This window comes from Campylobacter concisus (assembly GCF_902460415.1).
GTDB classification, from domain to species: Bacteria; Campylobacterota; Campylobacteria; order Campylobacterales; family Campylobacteraceae; genus Campylobacter_A; species Campylobacter_A concisus_Y.
The window spans coordinates 309,593-331,047 of the sequence record NZ_CABPTY010000001.1; the positions used below are offsets into that span (position 1 = coordinate 309,593).

23 protein-coding genes and 1 tRNA gene are annotated in these 21,455 nt (G+C 38.6%); 21 read left to right on the plus strand and 3 right to left on the minus strand.

Going from position 1 to position 21,455, the window contains the following annotated elements:
- Positions 1-4: 4 nt before the first annotated feature.
- From FZ940_RS01505 to efp, 3 genes are read left to right on the plus strand one after another with little or no spacing between them, the layout of a single operon-like run.
- Positions 5-487, plus strand: coding sequence for a hypothetical protein (locus FZ940_RS01505; protein WP_148821245.1), 483 nt, complete (start codon positions 5-7; stop codon positions 485-487).
- A complete protein-coding gene (gene serA / locus FZ940_RS01510) occupies positions 481-2,061 on the plus strand; it encodes a phosphoglycerate dehydrogenase (protein WP_262367594.1) in 1,581 nt (526 codons plus the stop codon). The genes FZ940_RS01505 and serA overlap by 7 nt, the downstream gene beginning before the upstream one ends.
- 19 nt (positions 2,062-2,080) lie before the next feature.
- Entirely contained in the window at positions 2,081-2,647 is a 567-nt protein-coding gene (gene efp / locus FZ940_RS01515) for an elongation factor P (protein ID WP_021090997.1), read from the plus strand.
- Between the two features lie 342 nt (positions 2,648-2,989).
- Here efp and FZ940_RS01520 read toward each other — a convergent pair whose 3' ends face one another.
- Entirely contained in the window at positions 2,990-3,247 is a 258-nt protein-coding gene (locus tag FZ940_RS01520; protein ID WP_262367575.1) for a SelT/SelW/SelH family (seleno)protein, read from the minus strand.
- A gap of 84 nt (positions 3,248-3,331) precedes the next feature.
- On the opposite strand from FZ940_RS01520, the gene FZ940_RS01525 reads away from it, so the two are divergent.
- The 3 genes from FZ940_RS01525 (at position 3,332) to FZ940_RS01535 (ending at position 5,227) form a co-directional block, all read left to right on the plus strand.
- Positions 3,332-3,883: a DJ-1 family glyoxalase III gene (locus FZ940_RS01525; protein WP_148821247.1), complete on the plus strand. Its 552-nt coding sequence runs from the start codon at positions 3,332-3,334 to the stop codon at positions 3,881-3,883.
- Between the two features lie 224 nt (positions 3,884-4,107).
- Complete coding sequence (gene rbp, locus FZ940_RS01530; RefSeq protein ID WP_054196268.1) at positions 4,108-4,353, plus strand: RNA-binding regulator; 246 nt, start codon at positions 4,108-4,110, stop codon at positions 4,351-4,353.
- On the plus strand, positions 4,331-5,227 hold the full coding sequence (locus FZ940_RS01535; protein WP_148821248.1) for a glutamate--tRNA ligase family protein: 897 nt from the start codon (positions 4,331-4,333) through the stop codon (positions 5,225-5,227). The genes rbp and FZ940_RS01535 overlap by 23 nt, the downstream gene beginning before the upstream one ends.
- Positions 5,228-5,296: 69 nt before the next feature.
- On the opposite strand, the gene sppA is transcribed toward FZ940_RS01535, so the two are convergent.
- Both sppA and mqnF read right to left on the minus strand, forming a co-directional pair.
- Positions 5,297-6,160 carry a signal peptide peptidase SppA gene (sppA, locus tag FZ940_RS01540; RefSeq protein WP_148821249.1) on the minus strand — a complete coding sequence of 288 codons (864 nt, stop codon included), beginning with the start codon at positions 6,158-6,160 and terminating at the stop codon, positions 5,297-5,299.
- Positions 6,148-7,365: an aminofutalosine deaminase family hydrolase gene (gene mqnF, locus FZ940_RS01545; protein ID WP_054196271.1), complete on the minus strand. Its 1,218-nt coding sequence runs from the start codon at positions 7,363-7,365 to the stop codon at positions 6,148-6,150. Before mqnF ends, sppA begins: the two co-directional genes overlap by 13 nt.
- An 84-nt stretch (positions 7,366-7,449) precedes the next feature.
- Between mqnF and aroQ the strand changes: the two genes are divergently transcribed.
- The 15 genes from aroQ to FZ940_RS09790 all read left to right on the plus strand — a co-directional run bounded on the left by aroQ (position 7,450) and on the right by FZ940_RS09790 (position 21,303).
- Positions 7,450-7,929: a type II 3-dehydroquinate dehydratase gene (gene aroQ, locus FZ940_RS01550; protein WP_004317604.1), complete on the plus strand. Its 480-nt coding sequence runs from the start codon at positions 7,450-7,452 to the stop codon at positions 7,927-7,929.
- The gene (locus FZ940_RS01555; protein ID WP_148821250.1) at positions 7,926-8,951 is read left to right on the plus strand and encodes a M24 family metallopeptidase; all 1,026 of its coding nucleotides are present in this window, start codon (positions 7,926-7,928) and stop codon (positions 8,949-8,951) included. The genes aroQ and FZ940_RS01555 overlap by 4 nt, the downstream gene beginning before the upstream one ends.
- On the plus strand, positions 8,948-9,424 hold the full coding sequence (gene folK / locus FZ940_RS01560) for a 2-amino-4-hydroxy-6-hydroxymethyldihydropteridine diphosphokinase (RefSeq protein ID WP_148821251.1): 477 nt from the start codon (positions 8,948-8,950) through the stop codon (positions 9,422-9,424). Before FZ940_RS01555 ends, folK begins: the two co-directional genes overlap by 4 nt.
- 10 nt (positions 9,425-9,434) lie before the next feature.
- On the plus strand, positions 9,435-10,802 hold the full coding sequence (gene flhF, locus FZ940_RS01565) for a flagellar biosynthesis GTPase FlhF (protein ID WP_148821252.1): 1,368 nt from the start codon (positions 9,435-9,437) through the stop codon (positions 10,800-10,802).
- Positions 10,795-11,661 (plus strand): P-loop NTPase, encoded by an 867-nt coding sequence (locus tag FZ940_RS01570; RefSeq protein ID WP_021090665.1) that lies wholly within the window; start codon positions 10,795-10,797, stop codon positions 11,659-11,661. The genes flhF and FZ940_RS01570 overlap by 8 nt, the downstream gene beginning before the upstream one ends.
- A 13-nt stretch (positions 11,662-11,674) precedes the next feature.
- Entirely contained in the window at positions 11,675-12,019 is a 345-nt protein-coding gene (locus FZ940_RS01575) for a hypothetical protein (protein WP_021090750.1), read from the plus strand.
- Complete coding sequence (locus FZ940_RS01580) at positions 11,991-12,695, plus strand: RNA polymerase sigma factor FliA (RefSeq protein ID WP_021090868.1); 705 nt, start codon at positions 11,991-11,993, stop codon at positions 12,693-12,695. The genes FZ940_RS01575 and FZ940_RS01580 overlap by 29 nt, the downstream gene beginning before the upstream one ends.
- Complete coding sequence (gene fliM / locus FZ940_RS01585; RefSeq protein WP_054196277.1) at positions 12,695-13,798, plus strand: flagellar motor switch protein FliM; 1,104 nt, start codon at positions 12,695-12,697, stop codon at positions 13,796-13,798. The genes FZ940_RS01580 and fliM overlap by 1 nt, the downstream gene beginning before the upstream one ends.
- Entirely contained in the window at positions 13,788-14,636 is an 849-nt protein-coding gene (gene fliY / locus FZ940_RS01590; RefSeq protein WP_148821253.1) for a flagellar motor switch protein FliY, read from the plus strand. The genes fliM and fliY overlap by 11 nt, the downstream gene beginning before the upstream one ends.
- Positions 14,636-15,229 (plus strand): LOG family protein, encoded by a 594-nt coding sequence (locus tag FZ940_RS01595; protein WP_148821254.1) that lies wholly within the window; start codon positions 14,636-14,638, stop codon positions 15,227-15,229. Before fliY ends, FZ940_RS01595 begins: the two co-directional genes overlap by 1 nt.
- 48 nt (positions 15,230-15,277) lie before the next feature.
- On the plus strand, positions 15,278-16,300 hold the full coding sequence (mnmA, locus tag FZ940_RS01600; RefSeq protein ID WP_107792671.1) for a tRNA 2-thiouridine(34) synthase MnmA: 1,023 nt from the start codon (positions 15,278-15,280) through the stop codon (positions 16,298-16,300).
- A 112-nt stretch (positions 16,301-16,412) separates the two neighbouring features.
- A tRNA-Asn gene (locus FZ940_RS01605) sits at positions 16,413-16,487 on the plus strand.
- 333 nt (positions 16,488-16,820) lie between these two features.
- Positions 16,821-17,087, plus strand: a complete 267-nt coding sequence (locus tag FZ940_RS01610) for a helix-turn-helix transcriptional regulator (RefSeq protein ID WP_084040956.1) — start codon at positions 16,821-16,823, stop codon at positions 17,085-17,087.
- 34 nt (positions 17,088-17,121) lie between these two features.
- Entirely contained in the window at positions 17,122-18,801 is a 1,680-nt protein-coding gene (locus tag FZ940_RS01615; protein WP_148821255.1) for a hypothetical protein, read from the plus strand.
- A gap of 258 nt (positions 18,802-19,059) precedes the next feature.
- On the plus strand, positions 19,060-21,303 hold the full coding sequence (locus FZ940_RS09790; RefSeq protein ID WP_345943222.1) for a molybdopterin oxidoreductase family protein: 2,244 nt from the start codon (positions 19,060-19,062) through the stop codon (positions 21,301-21,303).
- Positions 21,304-21,455: the final 152 nt, after the last annotated feature.

Genomic DNA, 21,455 nt, shown 5'->3' on the forward strand with positions numbered 1-21,455 from the left:
TTAAATGGGCAGACGCGTACTTTTATTAGTAGTTGTCCTGCTATTTGTTATATTGAGTTTGGTTGGAATTTCTCTTGTTAAATTTGCAAGTATAAATTTCAGCCAAATATCTGAAGAAAATATCACAAATGAGCAAAATTTAACCAAAAGCACGACCAGCAATATTAACTGGATGAGTGAGCTAGCAACTATTAGAAAAAGAGATTATATGCTGCCTGTAAATGAAATTTTTATAGAATACAACCGACCCAAAATAGAAAAACCAAAGATTACTGCATATGAGCTTTTGATAGATAAAAATGATATCTATTCAATGTTTTGTTTGATGCAGACTTTAAGAAAAAGCGAGGTCGATTTTACTGTTGTAAAAGATGGTGCAAAAAGCCAGATATTTTTAAATACTCAAGACTCTAAACTTCTACAAAATATCATTTTAGAACTAAGAGTTTATGATATCCACTCAAGTGTGAGAGAGGTAAAATTATGAAAACTATCATTGTTTGCGATGCGATACATCCAGTAGGTTTTGAACTTTTAAAAAAAGAGCAAGATATAAATGTAATAGACGCAGTTAATACTCCCAAAGACGAACTTTTAAAAATTTTAGGCGAGGCCGATGTTGCTATAACAAGAAGCTCAACTGAAGTAAACGAGGCCTTTTTAAACGCTGGCAAAAAACTAAAAGCTATTGTTAGAGCTGGTGTTGGTGTAGATAATGTCGATATAGAAGGATGCTCAAGACGTGGCATAATAGCTATGAACGTTCCAACTGCAAATACTATTGCCGCGGTCGAGCTGACAATGGCGCATATGCTAGCTTCAGCTAGATCTCTTGAATACGCTCATAATGATCTAAAGCTAGATAGAATTTGGAAGCGTGAGAAATGGTATGGGGTTGAACTTTTTAAGAAAAAGCTTGGCGTGATCGGCTTTGGAAATATTGGCTCAAGGGTAGCTGTTCGTGCAAAAGCTTTTGGTATGGAGATCATCGCTTATGATCCATATATTGATCCATCTAAAGTTATCGATATGGGCGGTACTTATACTAAAAATTTTGATGATATTTTAGCATGTGATTTTATCACGATACATACACCAAAAACTAAAGAGACAACAAATATGATCGGCGCCAAAGAGATCGCAAAAATGAAAGATGGCGTAAGACTTATAAACTGTGCTAGAGGCGGTCTTTATAACGAAGAAGCACTTTATGAAGGACTAAAAAGTGGCAAGATAGCATTTGCTGGTATTGATGTTTTCACAAGAGAGCCAGCAACTGATCATCCACTTCTTGATCTAAATAATGTAAGCGTCACTCCACATCTTGGGGCAAATACGCTTGAATCGCAGCGAAATATCGCAGTAGAGGCAGTCGAGCAAGCTATTTTATCAGCTCGCGGTATAAGCTATCCAAATGCGTTAAATTTACCTATAAAAACAGAAGATCTACCGCCATTTGTTGAGCCTTATATCGATCTTACAAGCAAGATGGCATTTCTTGCTGCACAGATAAATAAAAGTGTTATTAAGGCTATTCGTATCGAGACTCACGGCCAGATTAGCGAATATGCAAATTCAATGCTAACTTTTGCAATCGTGGGCGCCTTAAAAGAGAGTCTTGGTGAAACGATAAATTATGTAAATGCTAAATTTTTATGTGATGAAAAAGGCATAGTGACCGAAACTAGTCTTGGCGGAGATAGTATTTTTAAAAATAAAATTACCGTTCGCTTAACTACTGAAAATGGCATTGTAACCGTAGGTGGAACGGTATTTGGTGAAAATCAGCAACGTATCGTAACAATAAATGGATTTAAGACTGACTTTAAACCAAAAGGTAAGATGATCATCTTTAAAAACCATGATGTGCCAGGCGTTATTGCTCAGATTAGTAAAATTTTAGCTGATGAAAAGATCAATATAGCAGACTTCCGCCTTGGTAGAGATGATCACAATATGGCACTTGCTGTCATTTTGGTTGATGAACATATAAAAGTAGAAACATTAGAGAGGCTAAATGCACTTGAAGCTTGCGTTTGGGCTCAATACGCAGTTATATAAAATTTTGAAAGGATAAAAAATGGCTTCATATTCAATGGGCGATCTAAAAAAGGGACTAAAGATCGAGATCGATGGTGTTCCTTATAAAATCGTAGAATACCAACACGTTAAACCGGGCAAAGGTGCAGCTTTTGTTCGTGCGAAAATCAAATCTTTTATCGACGGAAAAGTGCTTGAAAAGACTTTTCACGCAGGCGATAAATGCGAGCAACCACATCTTGAAGAAAAAGAGATGCAGTATCTTTATGATGATGGTGAGTATTGTCAATTTATGGATACGGTTACTTATGAACAAGTTGCTATTAGCGATGAGGATGTGGGTGATGTAAAAAAATGGATGATCGATGGCATGATGGTTGAAATTTTATTTCACAATGGCAATGCGATCGGCGTTGAAGTGCCACAAGTAGTTGAGCTAAAGATAGTTGAGACTCCACCAAATTTCAAAGGTGATACACAAGGCGGCAAAAAGCCAGCTACTCTTGAGAGTGGTGCGGTTGTTCAGATACCATTTCACGTACTTGAGGGTGAAGTAATTCGTGTTGATACAGTTCGTGGCGAGTATATCGAGCGTGCAAATAAATAAAGCAGCTTAATATTTCTTGCTAAATTTATGTTTAGTAAATCTAATGCTTAGCTAAAGTCACTATTTAAAAAGTATTGGCTTTAGCAAAAAACTTCATTTCATACATTGTAAAATTTCAAGTAGCACTAGTATAGAATGCATAAAATTTTTATGCTCGATAAAAATCAAATATGGCCAAACATCAGCTAGTAAAATCTTTAAGAATCAAAAAATATATAAAAAAATGAAAATTCTTAGCGAGATAGACTAATGTTTTAATTATAAAATTTTTATATCAAGATAGTAGAATTGCAAGTTAAAAATGGGAAAAAACGAGACGGTTTCCCGTCTCGGTAGCTAGCATTAAGCCGACTTTTCTTTAAGATATTTATTTATAAGAGTTGTGATCTCTTCACCGTGAGGAAATCTCGCTTCATCATTTCCGATGCGATCTTTCTTAGAAAATATAACATCTCCATTAACCTCGACGATGAAATTTCCACCATCTCCTATAGCTAGTTCAACTCTTGCATCACTAAAGTTCGTTTTTATTTCATCTTCTACACGAGAAGCTACCGGACGATAGTTTCAAGAGTTGCAGTAAATAATTTTTACTTGCATGCTCTGTCCTTTCTTGTGAAATAAGCCAATATTATATAAAATTTTACTTAACAAATAAAACATATTACTTGAAAGGATAAATTTATGAAAAAAGTTGCTGTGATTTTAGCTGAAGGATTTGAGGAGATAGAGGCACTAACTTCTGTTGATGTTTTGCGTAGAGCCGGAGCGATAGCTTCTATTGTTGGACTAAATGACGTAAACATCAAAGGATGTCACAATATATACGTAAAAGCCGATGTGACGCTTCGTGAAATGAGAGAGCTAGACTATGATGCGATCATCCTTCCTGGCGGACTCCCAGGAGCTAGCAACCTAGCAAATGACGCAAGACTTAAAGAAATTTTGCAAAATTTTGATAGAAGTAATAAGCTTATTTGTGCTATTTGTGCTGCTCCTATGGTGCTTGAGCATGCTGGTGTACTCAAAGACCGTTTTGTTTGCTACCCAGGATTCGAAGAAAATGTAAGAAGCGACAAAAGAGGCTACGTGAGCGACAAAAACGTGCTAAAAGATCAAAACATTATTACAGCAAAAGGGCCTGCACTTTCAATGGAATTTGCGCTTTTTATAGTTAAAAATTTACTTGGTGATGAAGTCTATCTTAAAGTAAAGAATGATTTACTTTACAAATAGTTTATAAAAAAAATATAATTTTTTATTTAATTATTATATTTAAACTTAAGAATAAATTTTATTTAGTGTAATAGACTAAAACACCGCAGTGTTGTAATTTGTATCTTTTAAGGATATTTCTTAAAAATTTGTAATAAATTTTTGCTTTTTGACATCATTTTGACGAAAATTAGCTATTATCACACTAACCGAATAAATCGGTAATTTTTTTAAGGAACACTCCTGTGAATATTTATGTAGGAAATTTGTCGTATAGAACGACAGAGGCAGAATTAAAGGAAGCTTTTGCACAATTTGGTGAAGTAAAGCGAGCAAAAATAGTAAAAGATAGAGAAACTGACCGCTCAAAAGGCTTTGGCTTTGTTGAAATGGACGATGCAAATGAGGGACAAAGAGCCATAGACGCGTTAAATGAAAAAGAGCTAGGCGGACGTACTTTAAGAGTAAATGAGGCTAGACCAAGAGATTAATGACTATTTGCCACCAAATGGTGGCATAGTCTCTCGTATCGCTCCTACACCAAGCGGATTTTTACATGCTGGTAACGCTTATAACTTCATCCTAACTTATCTTTTGACACGTTCAGTAAGCGGCATTTTGCACTTACGTATTGATGACTATGACCTTAGTAGATACCGGTGCGAGTTCGTTCAAAATATCTTTGATGTTTTAGAATTTTTGGGGCTTGAATGCGATAAAGGGCCTACTTGCACGAGTGATTTTGAGCAAAATTTTAGCTTCAAAGTAAGAGCTAAAAGATATGAAGATGTACTTAAAAAACTAGATGAAATTTATATCTGTGAATGTTCAAGGACTACAAAGTGTGCCTATAAAAACGGCATTTACACTAAAATATGCAAAGATAAAAATCTAAAATTTATAAAAGATAAAACCGCCATTAGGTTAAGCATTGACGAATACGATGAGCTTGGCAAGGCTGTATCAGCGCAGATGGGCGATTTTGTAATTTATAAAAAAGATTTTACGCCAGCTTACAACTTTGCAAGTGTGATAGATGATGAAGATATGGGTGTAAATTTTGTTGTTAGAGGGGAAGATCTGCTACCTTGCACACTAGCTCAAAGATACATCGCAAAAAGGCTAAAATTTAACTTCTCAGAGGCAACTTTTATTCATCATAAGCTACTTTTAAAAGATGGTAAAAAACTATCCAAAAGTTCAAAATCACCGCCAATCGATCTAGGATCTAATCCGCAAATTTATTACAAAATATTAGCAAATGATCTTGGGCTGGATATCAAATCAACAGATAAAATCTCAAATCTTCTTTACGAGTTTAAGCTTAAAAATATTGCCAAAAATTTTTTGCAAAGTATGAGCTAAATTTATACTATATATGCAGTTTATCCCCGCCTTGATCTTTTTGCTTTGATTAGCCATGTATTGCTTTGATTATTTGAGCTTTGTCTCAAAAAATGCATTAAAAAGCGAGTTTATACCTTGCTTTGTAAATTTATCCATTATTTTTTCAATAGCTGGTTTTTCTTGCCAGATTGGCTCACCGACCATGCTTAGGTGTGCTAGAGTATCTTGAGCATCAAAGTAGCTACCCATGCTATCAATTAGGCCCATTTTAAGGGCATTGTGAGCTAAAAATACCCTTGCGTTTGCCCACTCATCTTTTTTCTTGATGTCTAAATTTCTAGCCTCCGCTACGTCGCTCACAAAGAGCATGTAGGCATCATTTACGAGCCCTTGTAGGCTCTCACGCTCCTGCTTGCTCCAGCTCCTCATAAAGGTGCCAGCTTCTTTAAGCTCGCCAGCCTTCACTACCTGCTCGCTCACGCCTAAATTTTTGGCTAAATTTTCGATGTTTGCCCCTTGCATGATGACGCCGATTGATCCTATGAAAGCACCTGGATTTGCGACGATAGTATCGGCATTTACGCCAGCGTAGTAGCTGCCACTTGCCATGTTACCAGCTGCGTAAGCGAGCACTTTTTTGCTCTCTTTTAGCCTCTTGACCGCCATAGCAAGCTCCACACTGGGACTTAGTGAGCCGCCTGGGCTGTCGATGTAGAGCAGCACGCCTTTGATGTTGTTATCAAGCCTTGCTTTTTCTAGCGACTCTAAGATCTCGCTTGTGTCAAGTATTGTGCCGACGATGTCTATTCGGGCTAAATTTGGCTCTTTTATCTTGCCACTTGGCGCAAATACGAAAAATAGGATCAGTAAAAATATGAGCGCCTTAAAGTAGTTGTTGATAAATTTAAAAATTCCCAAAATTCCTCTAAAAATAAGCCTTAAAATTTGCAAATTTTGCCTCCGATATATAGTTTTTTAGCCTCGTTTGTGTGAAGTATGAGCTGTAATATTAGCTCACTGTCATCGCACTCTAGGTCGTTATAGATGGCCAGATCGGCCGCACGTCCAGCTCTTATCTCGCCGTTATTCGTCCTAAGTGCCTTTGCGCCTTCATGCGTTGCAGCGACAAAAAGTCTGGTGGCAAGCTCGTTTAGATCAAGGCTAGCGTGGGTAAATAGGGCGGCTCTTAGTTCATGCCAGAAATTTAGGCTGATATTTGAGCTAAGACCGTCTGTGCCGATATTTAAGCTCACATTGTTTTTGAAAATTTCTTTTAAATTTAGCGCCTTTTTGCCAAGTAGCCTGTTTGAAACGGCGCAGTGTGTAACGCTATGATGAGGCTTAAATTTAGCAAAATCACTCACATAAACGCAGTGCGTAAATAGCGTATTTATCTCACGAAACATCTCAAAATAGCTCTTAGCGTCATACATCGGCCTTGGATCTGGGCTAAATCTTAAAAGATGTTTTTTAAAGCCACCACTGCCACGTTCTAGCCACTGCTTTTCAGCCTTGCTCTCTAAAAAGTGTGTGCTTACAAGTAGCTCATCTTTTTTAGCCATTTCAAGGGCAGCTTTGGCAAGCTTGGGGTGCACAGAGTAGGGCGAGTGCAGCGAGATGGCTGGGGTGAAATTTTTGTTTTTATAGCCCTTTGTCTTTTCAAATTTGGCTAAGAAATTTTGCAAATTTTGTTCGCACATCTTCTCGCTTGAGCCTAAAATTTCACTAAAAAGCACGACTTTTAATGGGCTGCTGGCTAAAATTTCAAGATCCGAGCCAAAGCTAGAGATCTCGCCAATAGTGCAAACTCCACTTTTAAGCAGTGAATTTATAGCCCCGTTCATCGCTTTTTTGGCGTCCATTTTGGCTAGTTCGCTCCCTTTGTCGATGATAGAGCCAAGCCATTTTATAAAGTCGCCGTATTTTAGGGTGCTGACGTTTGAGCTAAACTCTAAATGAACGTGAGTATTTACGAAGGCCGGGGCGATCACGCTATCACTAAAGTCACAAATTTTTGCCTCTTTAAATTTCTTAATCGCTGTTTTTTCGCTTAAAATTTCTAAAATTTTATCGTCATCGATGACAACACAAGAATTTCTTAAAATTTTTGGATTTTCTCCGCCAGTGATGATCTTTTTTGCTTTTAGAATTTCCATTTTTGGCCTTAAATTTTTGTTATTGTAGCGAAAATTTAGGAACGAAAATGTATAATTTAGGCTATTTAATCAAAAAGGAGTGACATGGATAAGAAGCTAAAAATAATGGTTATCCAAGGCCCAAATATCAACATGCTTGGCGCTAGAGAGCCAGGAATTTACGGCGTTATGAAGATGGAGGACATCCACTCTCAAATGAAGATTGTCGCCGATCAAAACGACGTCGAGATTGAGTTTTTTCAAAGCAACCTTGAGGGTGAGCTAGTTGATAAGATACAAGAGTGCTTGGGCGATGCTGACGGCATCATCATAAACCCAGCTGCTTACACTCACACATCAATAGCTATCCGTGATGCGCTAAGTGCGGTTGCGCTGCCAGTTATCGAGGTGCATATCAGCAATGTTTATAGAAGAGAAGAATTCCGCCACAAAAGCCTTATAGCGCCAGTTGCAGCAGGCCAGATCGTGGGCTTTGGACCAGTTGGCTATCATTTAGCAATGATAGGAATGCTTCAAATTTTTGAGCAGATAAAAGCAGTAAGAGCAAATCAAAAAGCACAATGAATTTCATCTTAAAGGACGAAAACGCCGTATATTATGAGTGTGGCTACAGCTGCGACAATGAATTTTTGCTATGCCTTGATGGCGTGAAGTACTTTTTTACGGACGCGAGGTATTACTTCGAGGCAAAAAGCTGCGTAAATGCTGGCGTGGTCGTTCTTTTAGCGCAGAGAAATTTAATAAGCGAGGTCAGGGTATTTTTAAGGAAAATGAAGCCAAGCAGCCTCGTTTTTAACCCTGACGAGTTAAGCTTAAGCGAGTTTAATGCACTTAGCAAGGGTTTTAAGATAAATTTCAAGCCAAAGGCAAATTTCTCTAGACTAAAGAGAATTTGCAAAAGTGAGGATGAGATAAAAATTTTAAAAAAAGCTAGCGAATTTGGAGCAAAATGCTTTGATGAATTTGCCAAATTTGTCCGTGAAAATGGCGAAGGAATGAGCGAAAACGAGCTTCATTTTAATGCTTCGCTCATATTTAGGCAAAAAAACGAGCTAGGTCTTAGCTTTGATCCGATCGTGGCGATAAACGAAAATGCCGCAAAGGCGCATGCGCTGCCTGGGGATAAAATTTTAAAAAAGGGCGATTTGTTGCTACTTGATGCTGGGGTTAAATTTAACCGCTACTGCTCTGATCGCACGAGAACTGCTTGCTTTGATGAAAATTTTAACTTCTCAAAGGAGCAAAAATTTAAAAACGCCAAGATGCAAGAAATTTACGATATCGTAAAAGAGGCTCAGGCTGCTGCGATAAAGGTCGCTAGAGCTGGCGTTAAGGCGTGCGAGATAGACCTTGCAGCAAGAGATGTGATAGCAAGGGCTGGATATGAAAAGGCTTTTTTTCACTCGACAGGACACGGAGTGGGTGTAGATATACACGAGCTTCCAGTCGTCTCAGCAAGGAGTGAAACGCTCATAAAAGAGGGTATGGTCTTTAGTATAGAGCCTGGAATTTATCTAGAAAATGAATTTGGCGTGCGTATCGAGGACGTGGTGGTCGCAAGAGAAGGCGGGTGCGAGATTTTATGAAGCTAGCTGGAGCAAGAAAGATCGTAAAAAGCCGTTTTTGCCCTAGCTTTTTTCATAAAAGAGATGAGTTTAAGTATGAGGCGCTAGTTGGTATGGGTGGCAACATCGGTGACAGCGCAAAGAGGTTTGATAGATTTATAAGAGCGATTACAGGTGATAGCAGATTTCACGTGGTGGAAGTCTCGCCGATCCTTATAAATGCGGCGTTTGGCTACGAGGCACAGGCTGATTTTAGTAACGCTGTTATAAATTTACAAACATCTCTGGGGCCTAGAAATTTACTAAAAATTTTAAGGCATTATGAGAGTAAATTTAAGCGCGTGAGGACATTTAAAAACGCACCACGCACGCTTGATCTGGATATTTTGTATTTTAGTAAAAAAGTCTATAAGACGCCGTGCCTTATCGTTCCGCACCCAGGAGCCGATAAGAGGCTTAGCGTGATCGTGCCACTAGGGCTTATGAGAGGTTAAAAGGATATAAATGGCTACAAAATTTCACACTTTTACAGGCGAGAGCACCATCGAGGCTTTGAAAAAGGCTCAAGAAGCGTGCGGCGAAAAGGCCATACTAGTTACTACAAAACAAATTCAAGCCAAAACGATAAATAAAAAGCCACTTTATGAAATTTTAGTAAGTGTCGAAGAGGACGACGTAAAGCAGTCACCAAAGCCAAATGCAAAAGCCATAAAATACGAGAATGCCTACTCTAAATTTAGCAAAAACTATGAGCCTCCAAAACCAAAATTTGAGATAAAAGAGGAGCCTGCTAAATTTGAGGTAAAAACAGCATCGCCCGAGCCTTACGATCCAAGCGAGAGCGTGCTTTTAAATATCTCAGCTGCTGCAAAAGAGATAAGCACGATCGCAAATGTAAATATCGATGACGTCAAAGATAAAGAGTCAAGCATACCAAATGGTATGAATAAAAAAATAGACGATATGGCAAAGCAAGTAAGCGTGCTAAGCGAAAAAATAGGGCTGATAACTGACATGATCTGGGACGAAAAAGCCCCAAATCGCAATAATCTTTCGATCCCACCTGAGTTTGCCAGCATCTATAAGCTCGCAAAACAAAGCGGTATGAAAGAGGAGCATCTAGAGGCGATAATGCAAACGACGCTTGAAAATTTACCAGTCTCAATGAAAAGCAATCCAACTGCGGTAAAAAGGTATTTCTACTCGCTTTTGCGAAATATGCTGCCATGCAGAAAAGAGCCAAGCGATAAAAAACAACGTATAATGATGCTAGTTGGTCCAACTGGAGTTGGTAAGACGACGACTCTTGCAAAGCTAGCGGCTCGTTTTGCTTACGGCAACGAAAAGCGCTATAAAACAGGTATCATCACGCTTGATACGTACCGTATCGGAGCGGTTGAGCAGTTATTTCAATACGCTAAAATGATGAAGCTGCCTATTCTCGATGTTATCGAAATAGATGACTTTCAAAATGCTATAAAGCAGCTTAATTATTGTGATGTGATACTTATTGATACGACTGGAAATTCGCAGTATGACAAAGAAAAACTTGAAAGGCTTGATAAATTTTTAAAGCATAGCGGTGCAAAGATAGATGTAAATTTGGTCCTTTCGGCTGGCTCAAAGGTTGAAGATCTAATAGAAATTTATAATGGATTTTCATTTTTGGATATTGACACGCTGATAATCACAAAATTTGATGAGACAAAAATTTTTGGCAACGTCTTTTCGCTGATATATGAGACAAATACGCCGGTTAGCTACTTTAGCGTAGGCCAAGAGGTACCTGATGATCTTGTGGAGGCAAAGAGCGAATTTTTAGTAGAGTGCGTGTTTGACGGCTTTACAAAGCAAAAGGCTAGCGATGAATAATCAAGCGCAAAAATTACAAAATTTAGTCCAATCTCAAAGCAAGAGCAAAAATACACATTTTATTGCGATAACTAGCGGCAAAGGCGGTGTTGGCAAGAGTACGATAAGCGCAAATTTAGCAAATGTTTTATCAAAAAATGGCTATAAAGTAGGGCTTTTTGATGCCGATATCGGCCTTGCAAACCTTGATGTCATCCTAAATGTAAAAATGGGTAAAAATTTACTTCACGTGCTAAAAGGCGAGTGCAGCCTAAAAGATATCTTGATACCTATAAATAAAAATTTGATCCTCATTCCTGGTGAAAGCGGTGATGAAATTTTAAAATTTAACAATCAATTTTTATTTGAGAGGTTTTTAGACGAGGCGAGCGAGCTTGATGAGCTTGATTTTTTGATCATCGATACTGGAGCTGGCATAGGCGGTAGCACGCAGCTATTTTTAGAGGCAGCTGATGAGGTCGTGGTGGTGACTGTGCCTGATCCTGCAGCGATAACCGATGCATACGCTGTCATAAAGATCGTTTCAAGGTTTAAAAATAGTGAGCTTTTGCTTTTAAATATGGTAAAAAATGAGGCAGAAGCGACTAGAATTTATGAAAATATCAAACGCGTTGCTAATGCAAATATCGGGCCTAGCTTAAATTTAGAGCTTATAGGATTTGTGGCTTCTGATAAGAATGTTTCAAGAAGTATAAAACAACGAACGCTTTTTACAGACGACGCTGCTTATGCTGAGCCTAGCGCTCAGATAAAACAGATAGCTTCGAATTTACTTTATAGGTTGGAACGAAAAGTGCTTAACGATGAGCAAAGTAGGAGCTTTGGGGGCTTCTTTAAGCGTTTGATAGAACAATTTTGATGGAGATTGAGCTTTGCGTGCAGAAAATTTTATAGCATTTTTTACGGTTTGTGGTTTTTTTGTAGGTATAGTTTTTACCTTGCTAAAGGTGAGTGAGCCTATCGAAATGCTTGTTTATACACTAGTTATTACTTTATTTTTTTATCTTATAATTCATATTGTTATCATGAACTACATCGATGTGAAAAGGGCTTTAACTAAAATTTTTGACAAACAAAAACACGAAGAGATCGCAGACTATCTCATCTCTGAGCTAAATACTAGAGAAAAGCGTATGGAAAATATTATGGTAAAAATGACTGCTGAAAATTTTGATTCTGGTAAACGAAATGCACGAGTTAAAGCAAAAGCAGCTTAACGCTTATAAAAACACGATAAAAAAAGAACAAGACGAGATCGTCTTAAAATATATGCCAGCACTGCGCGCAATGGCGTTTAGACTTAAAGAGAGGCTGCCATCAAGCATAGATACAAATGACCTAATAAGCATTGGTGTTGAAGAGATGATAAAACTTAGCAGGAAGTATGACAAGGAGCAAAATGACTCTTTTTGGGGTTATGGCAAAAAGAGAATTTATGGCTCTATGCTTGATTATCTAAGGACGCTTGATGTTGTTAGCAGAAGCGATAGAAAGCTAGTAAAGAGCATAAATAGCGAGATAGATAACTACTTTAATGAATTTGAAGAAGAGCCAAGCGATGAGTATTTGGCCGAAAAGCTTAATGAAGATATTGAGAAGATAAGAGAGGCAAGAGGCGTTAGCGGTATTATCACTATTTTGCCAATAGACGAGCAAATGGAGCTAATTGGTCAAAATGATGTCGAGAAAAGCATTGAGAGAGAGGATCTCATTTTAAAAATAGAAGAAGCTTTAAAAGATTTTGACGAAAGAGATCAGATGTTGGTTCAGCTTTATTATTATGAAGAGCTAAATTTAAAAGAGATAAGCCAGATCATGAATATTAGCGAGAGTAGAATTTCACAAATTCATAAACGTTTGCTTGATCGTATTAGGCGTAGCTTGGGGGTTTAATGGCTGATATTTTAAGTCAAGAAGAGATAGACGCGCTACTTGAAGTTGTTGACGAAGACGGCGATACGAGTAATATCGAGGTTGAAGAGAGATCGCAAGGCGAACAAAAGCAGATTATTATTTATGATTTTAAGCGTCCAAACCGCGTTAGTAAAGAGCAACTCCGTGCGATAAAAGGCATCCATGATAAGCTTGCTAGAAATTTGGCTAGTCAAATTTCTAGTGTTATGAGAAGTATTGTCGAGATAAGACTTCACAGTGTTGATCAAATGACTTATGGCGAATTTTTAATGAGCTTGCCAAGTCCAACGAGCTTTAACGTCTTTTCTATAAAGCCACTTGATGGAAACTGCGTTTTGGAGATAAATCCAAGCATCGCTTTTCCGATGATAGATCGTTTGCTTGGCGGAACTGGTGAAAATTTTGAAGCAAATAGAGAACTAACCGACATTGAAGTAAATTTGCTTGATGCGGTGCTTAGAATGATCATGCAGCGCCTAAAAGAGAGCTGGTCGATGATAACTGATATGTACCCAAATGTGGAAGCCAAAGAGAGCAGTCCAAATGTCGTACAGATCGTCTCTCAAAACGAGATCGTCATCATGGTCGTTATGGAGATCATAGTTGGCGGCTCAAGCGGCATGATAAATTTATGCTATCCAGTCATCTATCTTGAACCGATACTCTCACGTCTTGCAAACAGGGACATTATGCTTGGTGAAACGAGTGCAAAAAAGAGCAGAAACAAAGAGCTAAAAACACTTATCGGACGAGCAGAAATTTTATATGAAGCCATACTTGGCAAGTCGATCATTAGCGTAAATGAGTTTTTAAATTTAAAAGAAGGCGATATTTTAAGGCTTGATAGAGGAGCTGATGATAAGGCGATCGTTTGTATCGATAAAAAAGAAGTTTTCTTAGCTGAAGTTGGGCTTCATAGATTTAGAAAATCTATAAGGATTGAGCAGTTAATACGCTCTGATAAAGATGAGATCAAAAATATCTTAGAAAAATACGAAGAGGAGCGAAAAGCAAAGCTAATGGCGTATGAAGCTAATGAGCGCAAAATGGAAGAAGAAGAGGACGACGAAGATGATGAATGATTTTTTTAATATATTTTCTAATGAATTAAAAGCTACTATCGAAGGACTTACGGGCAGAGCTCCAGAGGTTGGTGAAAGAAATGAATTTGATGCACCAACGCAAAATGGCATAAAACCGCCGTTAGTGATGGCTAATATCTCTTTAAGTGGCGACATCAATGCTAAAACAGAGATAGTATGCACTCCAGTTTTAATAAGTGCCATTAGCGAATGGATGATGGGCGAAGAGGAAATTTCAAAGAATGAAAATTTAGGCAGTGATGAGCTTGACGCCGCAAAAGAGATATTTTCAAACCTTTTTAGTGCTTTTAGTACATCTTTGGGCGCTCAAAAGGGCATGCCAAAGATAAATTTTGAAGTAATAAATGTAAATTTTTTAGATGAAAATTCTTCGCTTGATTTTAGTGTTTATGAAAAGCTATTTTTATTTAATGTAAAAATCGAAGATCTAAGCGAGCATATCGGTTTTGCTTGCGATCATTCGCTAATGAAATTTTTTGAGCCAACGAAGACTGAAGCACCAGCTGCACCAGCAAGCACTCCTCACATAGCTAAGGGCGATTTTAGCGCTGAAGAGATGAGAAATATCGGTCTTATAATGGACGTTAGGTTGCCTATTCGTGTTCGTATCGGCTCAAAAAGAATGCTTTTAAAAGATGTACTTACCATGGATATTGGCTCAGTTATCGAGTTAAATCAATTAGCAAATGATCCGCTTGAAATTTTGATCGGCGATAAGGTAATAGCCCTTGGCGAAGTGGTAATAATAGACGGAAACTTTGGCATCCAGATCACTCAGATAGGCTCAAAACGCGAGAGGCTTCAACAGTTAAAATAATGAATAATGAATTAGTTAGTGATCTTTTAAATTTTCCAAACGTCTTAAAATATAAAAATGAAAATGTTACCTTCTTTGGCTCGGCTAGATTTGATGAAGAAAATTTCTACTGCAAAAAGGCTTATGAACTAGCTTACAAACTAAACGAGCTAGGATATGCCATCTTAACTGGTGGCGGGGATGGCATAATGAGAGCCGCAAACAAGGGCGCGTTTGACAGTGCAAAATCGCCAAGTATAGCCCTAAATGTGAGGCTTCCGTTTGAACAAAATACAAACCCTTACGTCACAGCAAAATATCTCTTTTCAAATTTAAGCCCAAGAAAATTTGCACTTACCGATCGTTCAGTCGCATTTGTCGTCTTTCCAGGTGGCTTTGGCACTCTTGATGAACTTTTTGAAATTTTAGTACTTGCTCAAGTTGGTAGTAAAAAAGTAAAAATTTTTCTTTTTGGGAGTGAGTTTTGGCAAGGGCTTGATGAGTTTATAAAAAATACGCTAGTTAGCCAAAAAACAATAAAAAAAGAAGATATAAATTTATACAAGATCACCGATGATTTAGAGCTTATTGTGAATGAAATTTTGGCTATTTAAAAATAAGATATAAAATATCCCCTTTTAAATTTCAAAGAGGTAAAAAATATGAAAATAATGGTCGCAATGAGCGGTGGTGTAGATAGCACTATGACGGCTAAATTTCTGCAAGAAGCTGGTCATGAAGTGCAAGGTTGCTATATGATGCTACATCAAAAGCCAGGATATCACGAAGAAAATATCAGAAAAGTAAAAAAAGTAGGCGAGTATCTTGGCATAAAGGTGCATATTTTGGATCTGCAGGATAAATTTAACGAGTTTGTCTATGATCCTTTTGTGAAGCTCTATAAAGAGGGCAAGACGCCAAATCCTTGTGCTTTGTGCAATAAATTTATAAAGCTTGGTGCACTGCTTGATTTTGCAAAGGCAAATGGCTGTGAGAAGCTTGCTACTGGGCATTATGTGCAAGTTATTGATGGATTTATCACATGCGCAAAAGATCCTAGCAAGGATCAAAGCTACTTTTTAGCCCAAGTACCAAAAGAGATATTAAAAGATGTTATTTTTCCGCTTGGGGATAAATTTAAAAAAGATATAAAAGAGCTTGCAAGAAGTGTAAAAGTGCTTGAAGAATTTGCTACGCAGGCAGAAAGTAGTGAAATTTGCTTTGTGGAAGATACCTATATCGAGGTTTTAAATAAGCATTACAATACAAATTTACCAGGAAACGTAGTTGATAAAGACGGCAAAATAATCGGCCGCCACCAAGGCTATATGCACTATACTATCGGTAAGCGCCGTGGTTTTGAAGTTTTTGGCGCCCATGAGCCACACTTTGTTATAAAGATAAATGCTGATAAAAACGAGATCGTTGTAGGAACAAAAGATGACTTGGCTCAAAAGGTAGTCGAGCTTGAAAACGTAAATTTGTTTATAGATAAAGATAAATTTGATTGCGAAACCAAGATAAGATATAGAAGCCCTAAACTTGATGCTTTTGTTGAGGTTGATAAAGAGAATAAAATAGCGAAACTAACGCTAAATCAAAATGCACTTGGTGTGGCACAAGGCCAGCTTTGTGTTATGTATGATGGCGATAAGGTTATTGCAAGTGGATTTATAAAAGGCTAGTTTTAGCCTTTTATAAAAATTTATTGGGCTCTATACGATTTTTTATAAATTAAGCTAAAATTTATTGACAAAACATATCTTTTCGTCTATAATACGAGCTCTTTTCAAGTGTTCCGGATTAGCTCAGCGGTAGAGTAGGTGACTGTTAATCACTTGGTCGCTGGTTCGAACCCAGCATCCGGAGCCATTTATATTCAAAAATCCTTTTAAAACCCCGATTTTTACAATGTTTCAAGAGCTTTAAGTTTTCTTAGTTTTATAAAATTTGTTCCCTATTTGTTCCCGAAATTTTTTAATATTCCAATTTCTCGCCATGTTTTCTAAGTCAATCTAAGATGCTTTATTTTTGTTTTTAAAAACAAGAAAACATTTTTTATCCTAAATTACTCTAAAATACCCTAAGGAATCATAGGGTATTAAAAATTTTTCAAAAACTATCCAAAAACTACTCAAAATAGCAAGAGTAAATGAAAAGTACATATAATTAGTTATATAAGAATAAGCATAAGGAGAAAATGGGATGCTTAACGAACTATATAACGATGTAGAGTACAAAACGCTTCTTGAGCACATATCTAGCCAATATAAAGGAAAGGTAGTTCTAGACAGAAAGCAAACCGCAGGGGTTCTTGGCATCGGCGTATCTACTCTTGATCTTCGTATATCGCAGGGCAGAGATATTCCGCGTTATATAAAGATGGGAGATGCAAAGAATTCTCGCATAGCGTTTGCGATAACGGACATTGCGACTTATATTTTTCAAAAAAGGGTTAAAACATGCTCTTAATTTCTATAGTAGATAATAAAGAAAAGGACTAAAAATGAGTGATGCTCTTCAAATAGGCGGACACAGCCTAGTTCTTTGTGTAAGAAGCGAATTCTTGACGCTCAAAAAGGCTATTATAAGGTATGAGCACAATGTTAGAGAGGTTAAGCACGCCTCTAAGATCGGATATCTTAGAGGCAACAGCCGTAATAATAGATACATAGTGCTTAGCGAATATAACGATAACGGCAATATGCGAGAGATGCCTAATAGCGATAGGGAATTTAGCGATAGAAAGTATATAAAAGCACTCTTGAAAAAATACCACGAAAAAATGAAGGCCGACTACGAAGCCCAAACTAAAATCTATAAAAACGGCAAGGTGGTAAAGAATCGTTGGCGAGAAAATATGGTCGGGTTTTCCGAAATAGTCATAAGTTTCGGCACCGATCGGAATAAAGAATCCAAAGAAGGGCTAAATAAAACCGAAGTAAATTTTATCAACGCTCAGGTCTCGCTCGACAGAGTTAGAAGATTTGCAAACGATTATTGCGCTAAATACGGCGTTAAATGCCTGCTAATCGCTGAGCACAACGATGAGAAAACTAAGCATTATCAGCTTATTTTTACGAATTACCAATTTGAAAACCATAAAAATCTTAGGTTTAACGGCAAGGGCGAAACGCTAAAATTCGGCAGAAGTATGCAAGAAATGGGAGGGGCGGCGTTTAAGGGCATAGCATTGCGCGGCGAGCTAGGCTCTAAGATGAGGCATATAAATATAAAACAAATGCACAAAACCGAAAAAGAGTATAGTAATGAGCAAAAGTTTAAAAATAAAATTAGACAATCCATAGTCGATGAAGCAAGAAAGTATATAAAAAAGAAAGAGTCTATGTTCGGCAAAGACTATTTGAGATTGGAAATCGAGGACGATAAGACTTTTATAACGAGTCTTACGAATTTAGTATTAGATCAAATGCAAAATAATATAAGTATAGTTACCGACGTAGAACTAAAACAAAGGGTTTACGAGCTAACGAATCAACTAATAAACAAGGGTGAGATAATTGCAAAAAATAACGAGCTGGATCAATCCAATGAAAATCTAATCCAAGAAAATAAAAATCTAAAAGAGATTAACGCGAACCTAAACAATCAAGACAATATTATAAAAGATAGGAATTTGCAAATAAGCAACCTCTCGGCCGAGCTAATCCAAAAAGAAGATGAAAACAATAAATTAAAAAGCCGATTAGAAAATATTGAAGCTGATATAGCGCAAATAGATAAACTAAAACAAAAAGCCGACCAAAGCGATGCCCTACAAAGCAAGCTCGAAGAAGCTAATACAGATCTAGAAAGCAAAGAAAAAACAAATCAGTCTTTGAAACAAAGAAACGAAGAGCTGGAGGCGTCGTTAAGTAACGAGAATGCCTTAAAGGAAGACAATGAAAGCAAGCTACTACAAATCGTTAAACTACAAACTTCTATAAATGGCAAAGTTCAAAGAATATCTGAGCTAGAAGAAGAAGTAAAAGTTAAAGACGAAAGGATAGAAAATTTACAGGATAAGTTAACTATATTAGAAAGCTTTAAAACGAAGGTTATTAATTTTATCTCAAAAATAAGCAATTTAATACCGAATTTTAGTAAGCTACTGGATGATGAGCCTACAGAGATAAAAAATGAGATAAAAGGCAAGATGTATAGTAGGGATAGGATGGAGATATAAGCAAGTTATCGGCAGCGAGAAATCTTTAATAGATTATTATAGAGTAGTACCGGTAGGACAAATTTTATCAAAATGACCAATATGTGATTTTGCTTTCAAAATACGATTTTAAAGACAAATTTAGCCAAAAGAGTAATATGCTAAATTTGCATATTACTTAAATAATTCTTAAAAAAATATACTAATTTTAAAACTAAATTTACATTTGCAGTTGTATAATAATCTCATAATTTTCAGTAATACCAGAAAGGATCAAAAATGGAAGAGATCGTAAAGACCACCTGTCCATATTGCGGTACGGGCTGCGGCATCGATCTTATCGTGCGAAACGGTAGAATCGTAGACGCCAAACCCAGCAAAGACCACCACGTAAACGACGGCGAGCTTTGCTTAAAAGGAATGTTCGGATGGGAGTTCGTAAACTCTCCTAAACGATTAAGCCGACCGATGATGAGAAAGCTAAACGGCGTCTACGACAAGCACGGCGAGCTTGAAGAAGTGAGTTTTGAGGAGGTTTATGATTTCCTTGCGGATAAATTTAAATCTACCGTCGAAAAATACGGCCCAAGCTCAATCATGGGCTTTAGCTCTGCGCGCTCAAATAACGAAGACAACTACGTTTTCCAGAAATTTTTCCGCGCTCAGGGCAGCAACAACGTCGATCACTGCGCTCGTCTTTGACACGCTCCTACAGTGGCAGGTCTTGCCAGCACGCTAGGAAACGGAACAATGACGAACGATTTGGTCGAATTTGCGACCGATACGGACGTATTTTTACTCATCGGTACCAACACTAGCGAGTGTCACCCGATCATCGCTATGCAGATGCAGCGCGGCCTTCAGCGAGGCGCGAAGATGATCGTCGTAGATCCAAAGCGCACCGATATGGCTAAAAAAGCCGATATTTTCTTACAAATCCCGATCGGAGCGAATATCAAAACGCTAAATACGATGATGCACGTCATAATCGCCGAAAATTTGCAAGATAGCGAATTTATCGAGAAGTACTCCGAGGGATTTGAATATCTAAAAGAAGCGGTTAAGGACTTTACGCCTGAGCGTTTCGAGCGCGAAACCGGCATAAAAAAAGAGCTCATCATAGAGGCAGCTAGAATGTATGCTAAAGCAGGCGCGGCGGCGATTTGCTACACGATGGGTATCACGCAGTTTAGCGACGGTACGTCAAACGTCTTTTCGCTATCAAATTTAGCCGTTTTAACCGGAAATTTAGGCAAAAAGGGCGCAGGCGTAAACCCTCTGCGCGGTCAAAACAACGTCCAAGGCGCATGCGATATGGGCGCGCTGCCTAACGTCATCCCGGCCGGCGCGGTAAACAGCCCTTATGCGCAGGAGCAAGCGCGCAAAGTATGGCACTTTGAGCTAAATCCGGTTCCTGGCTTTAAGCTAACTCAAGCGCCCGATAAAATGGATAGCGGCGAGCTAAAAGTCCTCTACGTCTACGGCGAAAACCCCGTAATGAGCGACCCTTGGACCGAGCACTTCGCCCACGCCGTGCATCATCTAGACTGCTTTATAGTGCAGGATTTGTTTTTCACAGAAAGCGCGCACAAGGCAGACGTCGTATTACCTGCCGCTGGCTGGGGCGAAAAGGACGGAACCTTTATCAACACCTCTCGCCGCGTCCAACGCACGCGAAAGGCTAGCGAGCCCGTTAGCGGCGTGGAGCCTGACTGGAAAGTCGTTTGCAACATCGCAAACCGCATGGGACTAGAGGGATTTGACTTTGCGAGCCCTGAGCAAATTTGGAACGAGCTAAGGGAGCTCATGCCTAAATTTTTCGGCGGCATAAGCTATTATAGACTAGGCAAACTAGGCGGTATCAGCTGGCCGTGCCCAGACGAGGAACACCCTGGCACGCCGGTACTTTACTCCGATCACAAGTCCATGCTACCGGGCGGCAAATTCCGCTTTGCGCCGGTGCTTTACTTAGACGATAAAAACGAACGCGCAAAAGCAGAAGCCGAATTTAGAGCCAAGATGAATATCCCGGACAGCTATCCGGTCGGTAGCGGTGCGCTTAGCGAAGTACCAGACGAAGTATATCCGTGCCTATTTACGACCGGACGCAAGGTCTATCACTACCACACGGGTACTATGACTAGAGAGTGTCCGGCTCTTGAATACGGTGCTGGCATCGAGGGCGCGCTCATAGAGGTGAGTCCCGATATCGCTCGCGAGAGGGAGCTAGAGGAGGGCTGCTACGCGCTCGTACAAAACAAACGCGGCCAGATCGCGGCCAAACTACGCGTAAATCCGGATCTAAAAGAAGGCACGATATTTACGACCTTCCACTATAGCGAGGCCGACGGTAACGAGCTAGCCAACGCCGGCGATCCCGATCCGCTCTCAGGCATCACGCCGCTAAAGATGACGATAGCAAACATCAGGCGTCTAAGCGAAGAGGAATTTATCAAATTTAGAGAGCAAAACGAGATGTCGATGCACTCGGCAAATCCGTATTTATCGCCTGTTAGAGCGTAAATTTAGGGCGGGAGACCGCCCTTTTTTCTGCTAAAATTTATCCATTTTTATTTTAAATTTGCCTGCATTCAAATTTGACGAACTACCGCGTAAAATTTAATAAAGCTAAAGAAGTGTGAGTCAAATTTAACGCAGCCAAACCGTGTCAAATT

Bases quoted from the DNA above. Each gene is read 5' to 3' on its own strand.
- FZ940_RS01505 (WP_148821245.1), top strand. From the start codon at position 5: ATGGGCAGACGCGTACTTTTATTAGTAGTTGTCCTGCTATTTGTTATA.
- efp (WP_021090997.1), top strand. From the start codon at position 2,081: ATGGCTTCATATTCAATGGGCGATCTAAAAAAGGGACTAAAGATCGAG.
- FZ940_RS01525 (WP_148821247.1), top strand. From the start codon at position 3,332: ATGAAAAAAGTTGCTGTGATTTTAGCTGAAGGATTTGAGGAGATAGAG.
- FZ940_RS01535 (WP_148821248.1), top strand. From the start codon at position 4,331: ATGAGGCTAGACCAAGAGATTAATGACTATTTGCCACCAAATGGTGGC.
- mqnF (WP_054196271.1), bottom strand. From the start codon at position 7,365: ATGGAAATTCTAAAAGCAAAAAAGATCATCACTGGCGGAGAAAATCCA.
- aroQ (WP_004317604.1), top strand. From the start codon at position 7,450: ATGGATAAGAAGCTAAAAATAATGGTTATCCAAGGCCCAAATATCAAC.
- FZ940_RS01555 (WP_148821250.1), top strand. From the start codon at position 7,926: ATGAATTTCATCTTAAAGGACGAAAACGCCGTATATTATGAGTGTGGC.
- folK (WP_148821251.1), top strand. From the start codon at position 8,948: ATGAAGCTAGCTGGAGCAAGAAAGATCGTAAAAAGCCGTTTTTGCCCT.
- flhF (WP_148821252.1), top strand. From the start codon at position 9,435: ATGGCTACAAAATTTCACACTTTTACAGGCGAGAGCACCATCGAGGCT.
- FZ940_RS01570 (WP_021090665.1), top strand. From the start codon at position 10,795: ATGAATAATCAAGCGCAAAAATTACAAAATTTAGTCCAATCTCAAAGC.
- FZ940_RS01580 (WP_021090868.1), top strand. From the start codon at position 11,991: ATGCACGAGTTAAAGCAAAAGCAGCTTAACGCTTATAAAAACACGATA.
- fliM (WP_054196277.1), top strand. From the start codon at position 12,695: ATGGCTGATATTTTAAGTCAAGAAGAGATAGACGCGCTACTTGAAGTT.
- fliY (WP_148821253.1), top strand. From the start codon at position 13,788: ATGATGAATGATTTTTTTAATATATTTTCTAATGAATTAAAAGCTACT.
- FZ940_RS01595 (WP_148821254.1), top strand. From the start codon at position 14,636: ATGAATAATGAATTAGTTAGTGATCTTTTAAATTTTCCAAACGTCTTA.
- mnmA (WP_107792671.1), top strand. From the start codon at position 15,278: ATGAAAATAATGGTCGCAATGAGCGGTGGTGTAGATAGCACTATGACG.
- FZ940_RS01610 (WP_084040956.1), top strand. From the start codon at position 16,821: ATGCTTAACGAACTATATAACGATGTAGAGTACAAAACGCTTCTTGAG.
- FZ940_RS01615 (WP_148821255.1), top strand. From the start codon at position 17,122: ATGAGTGATGCTCTTCAAATAGGCGGACACAGCCTAGTTCTTTGTGTA.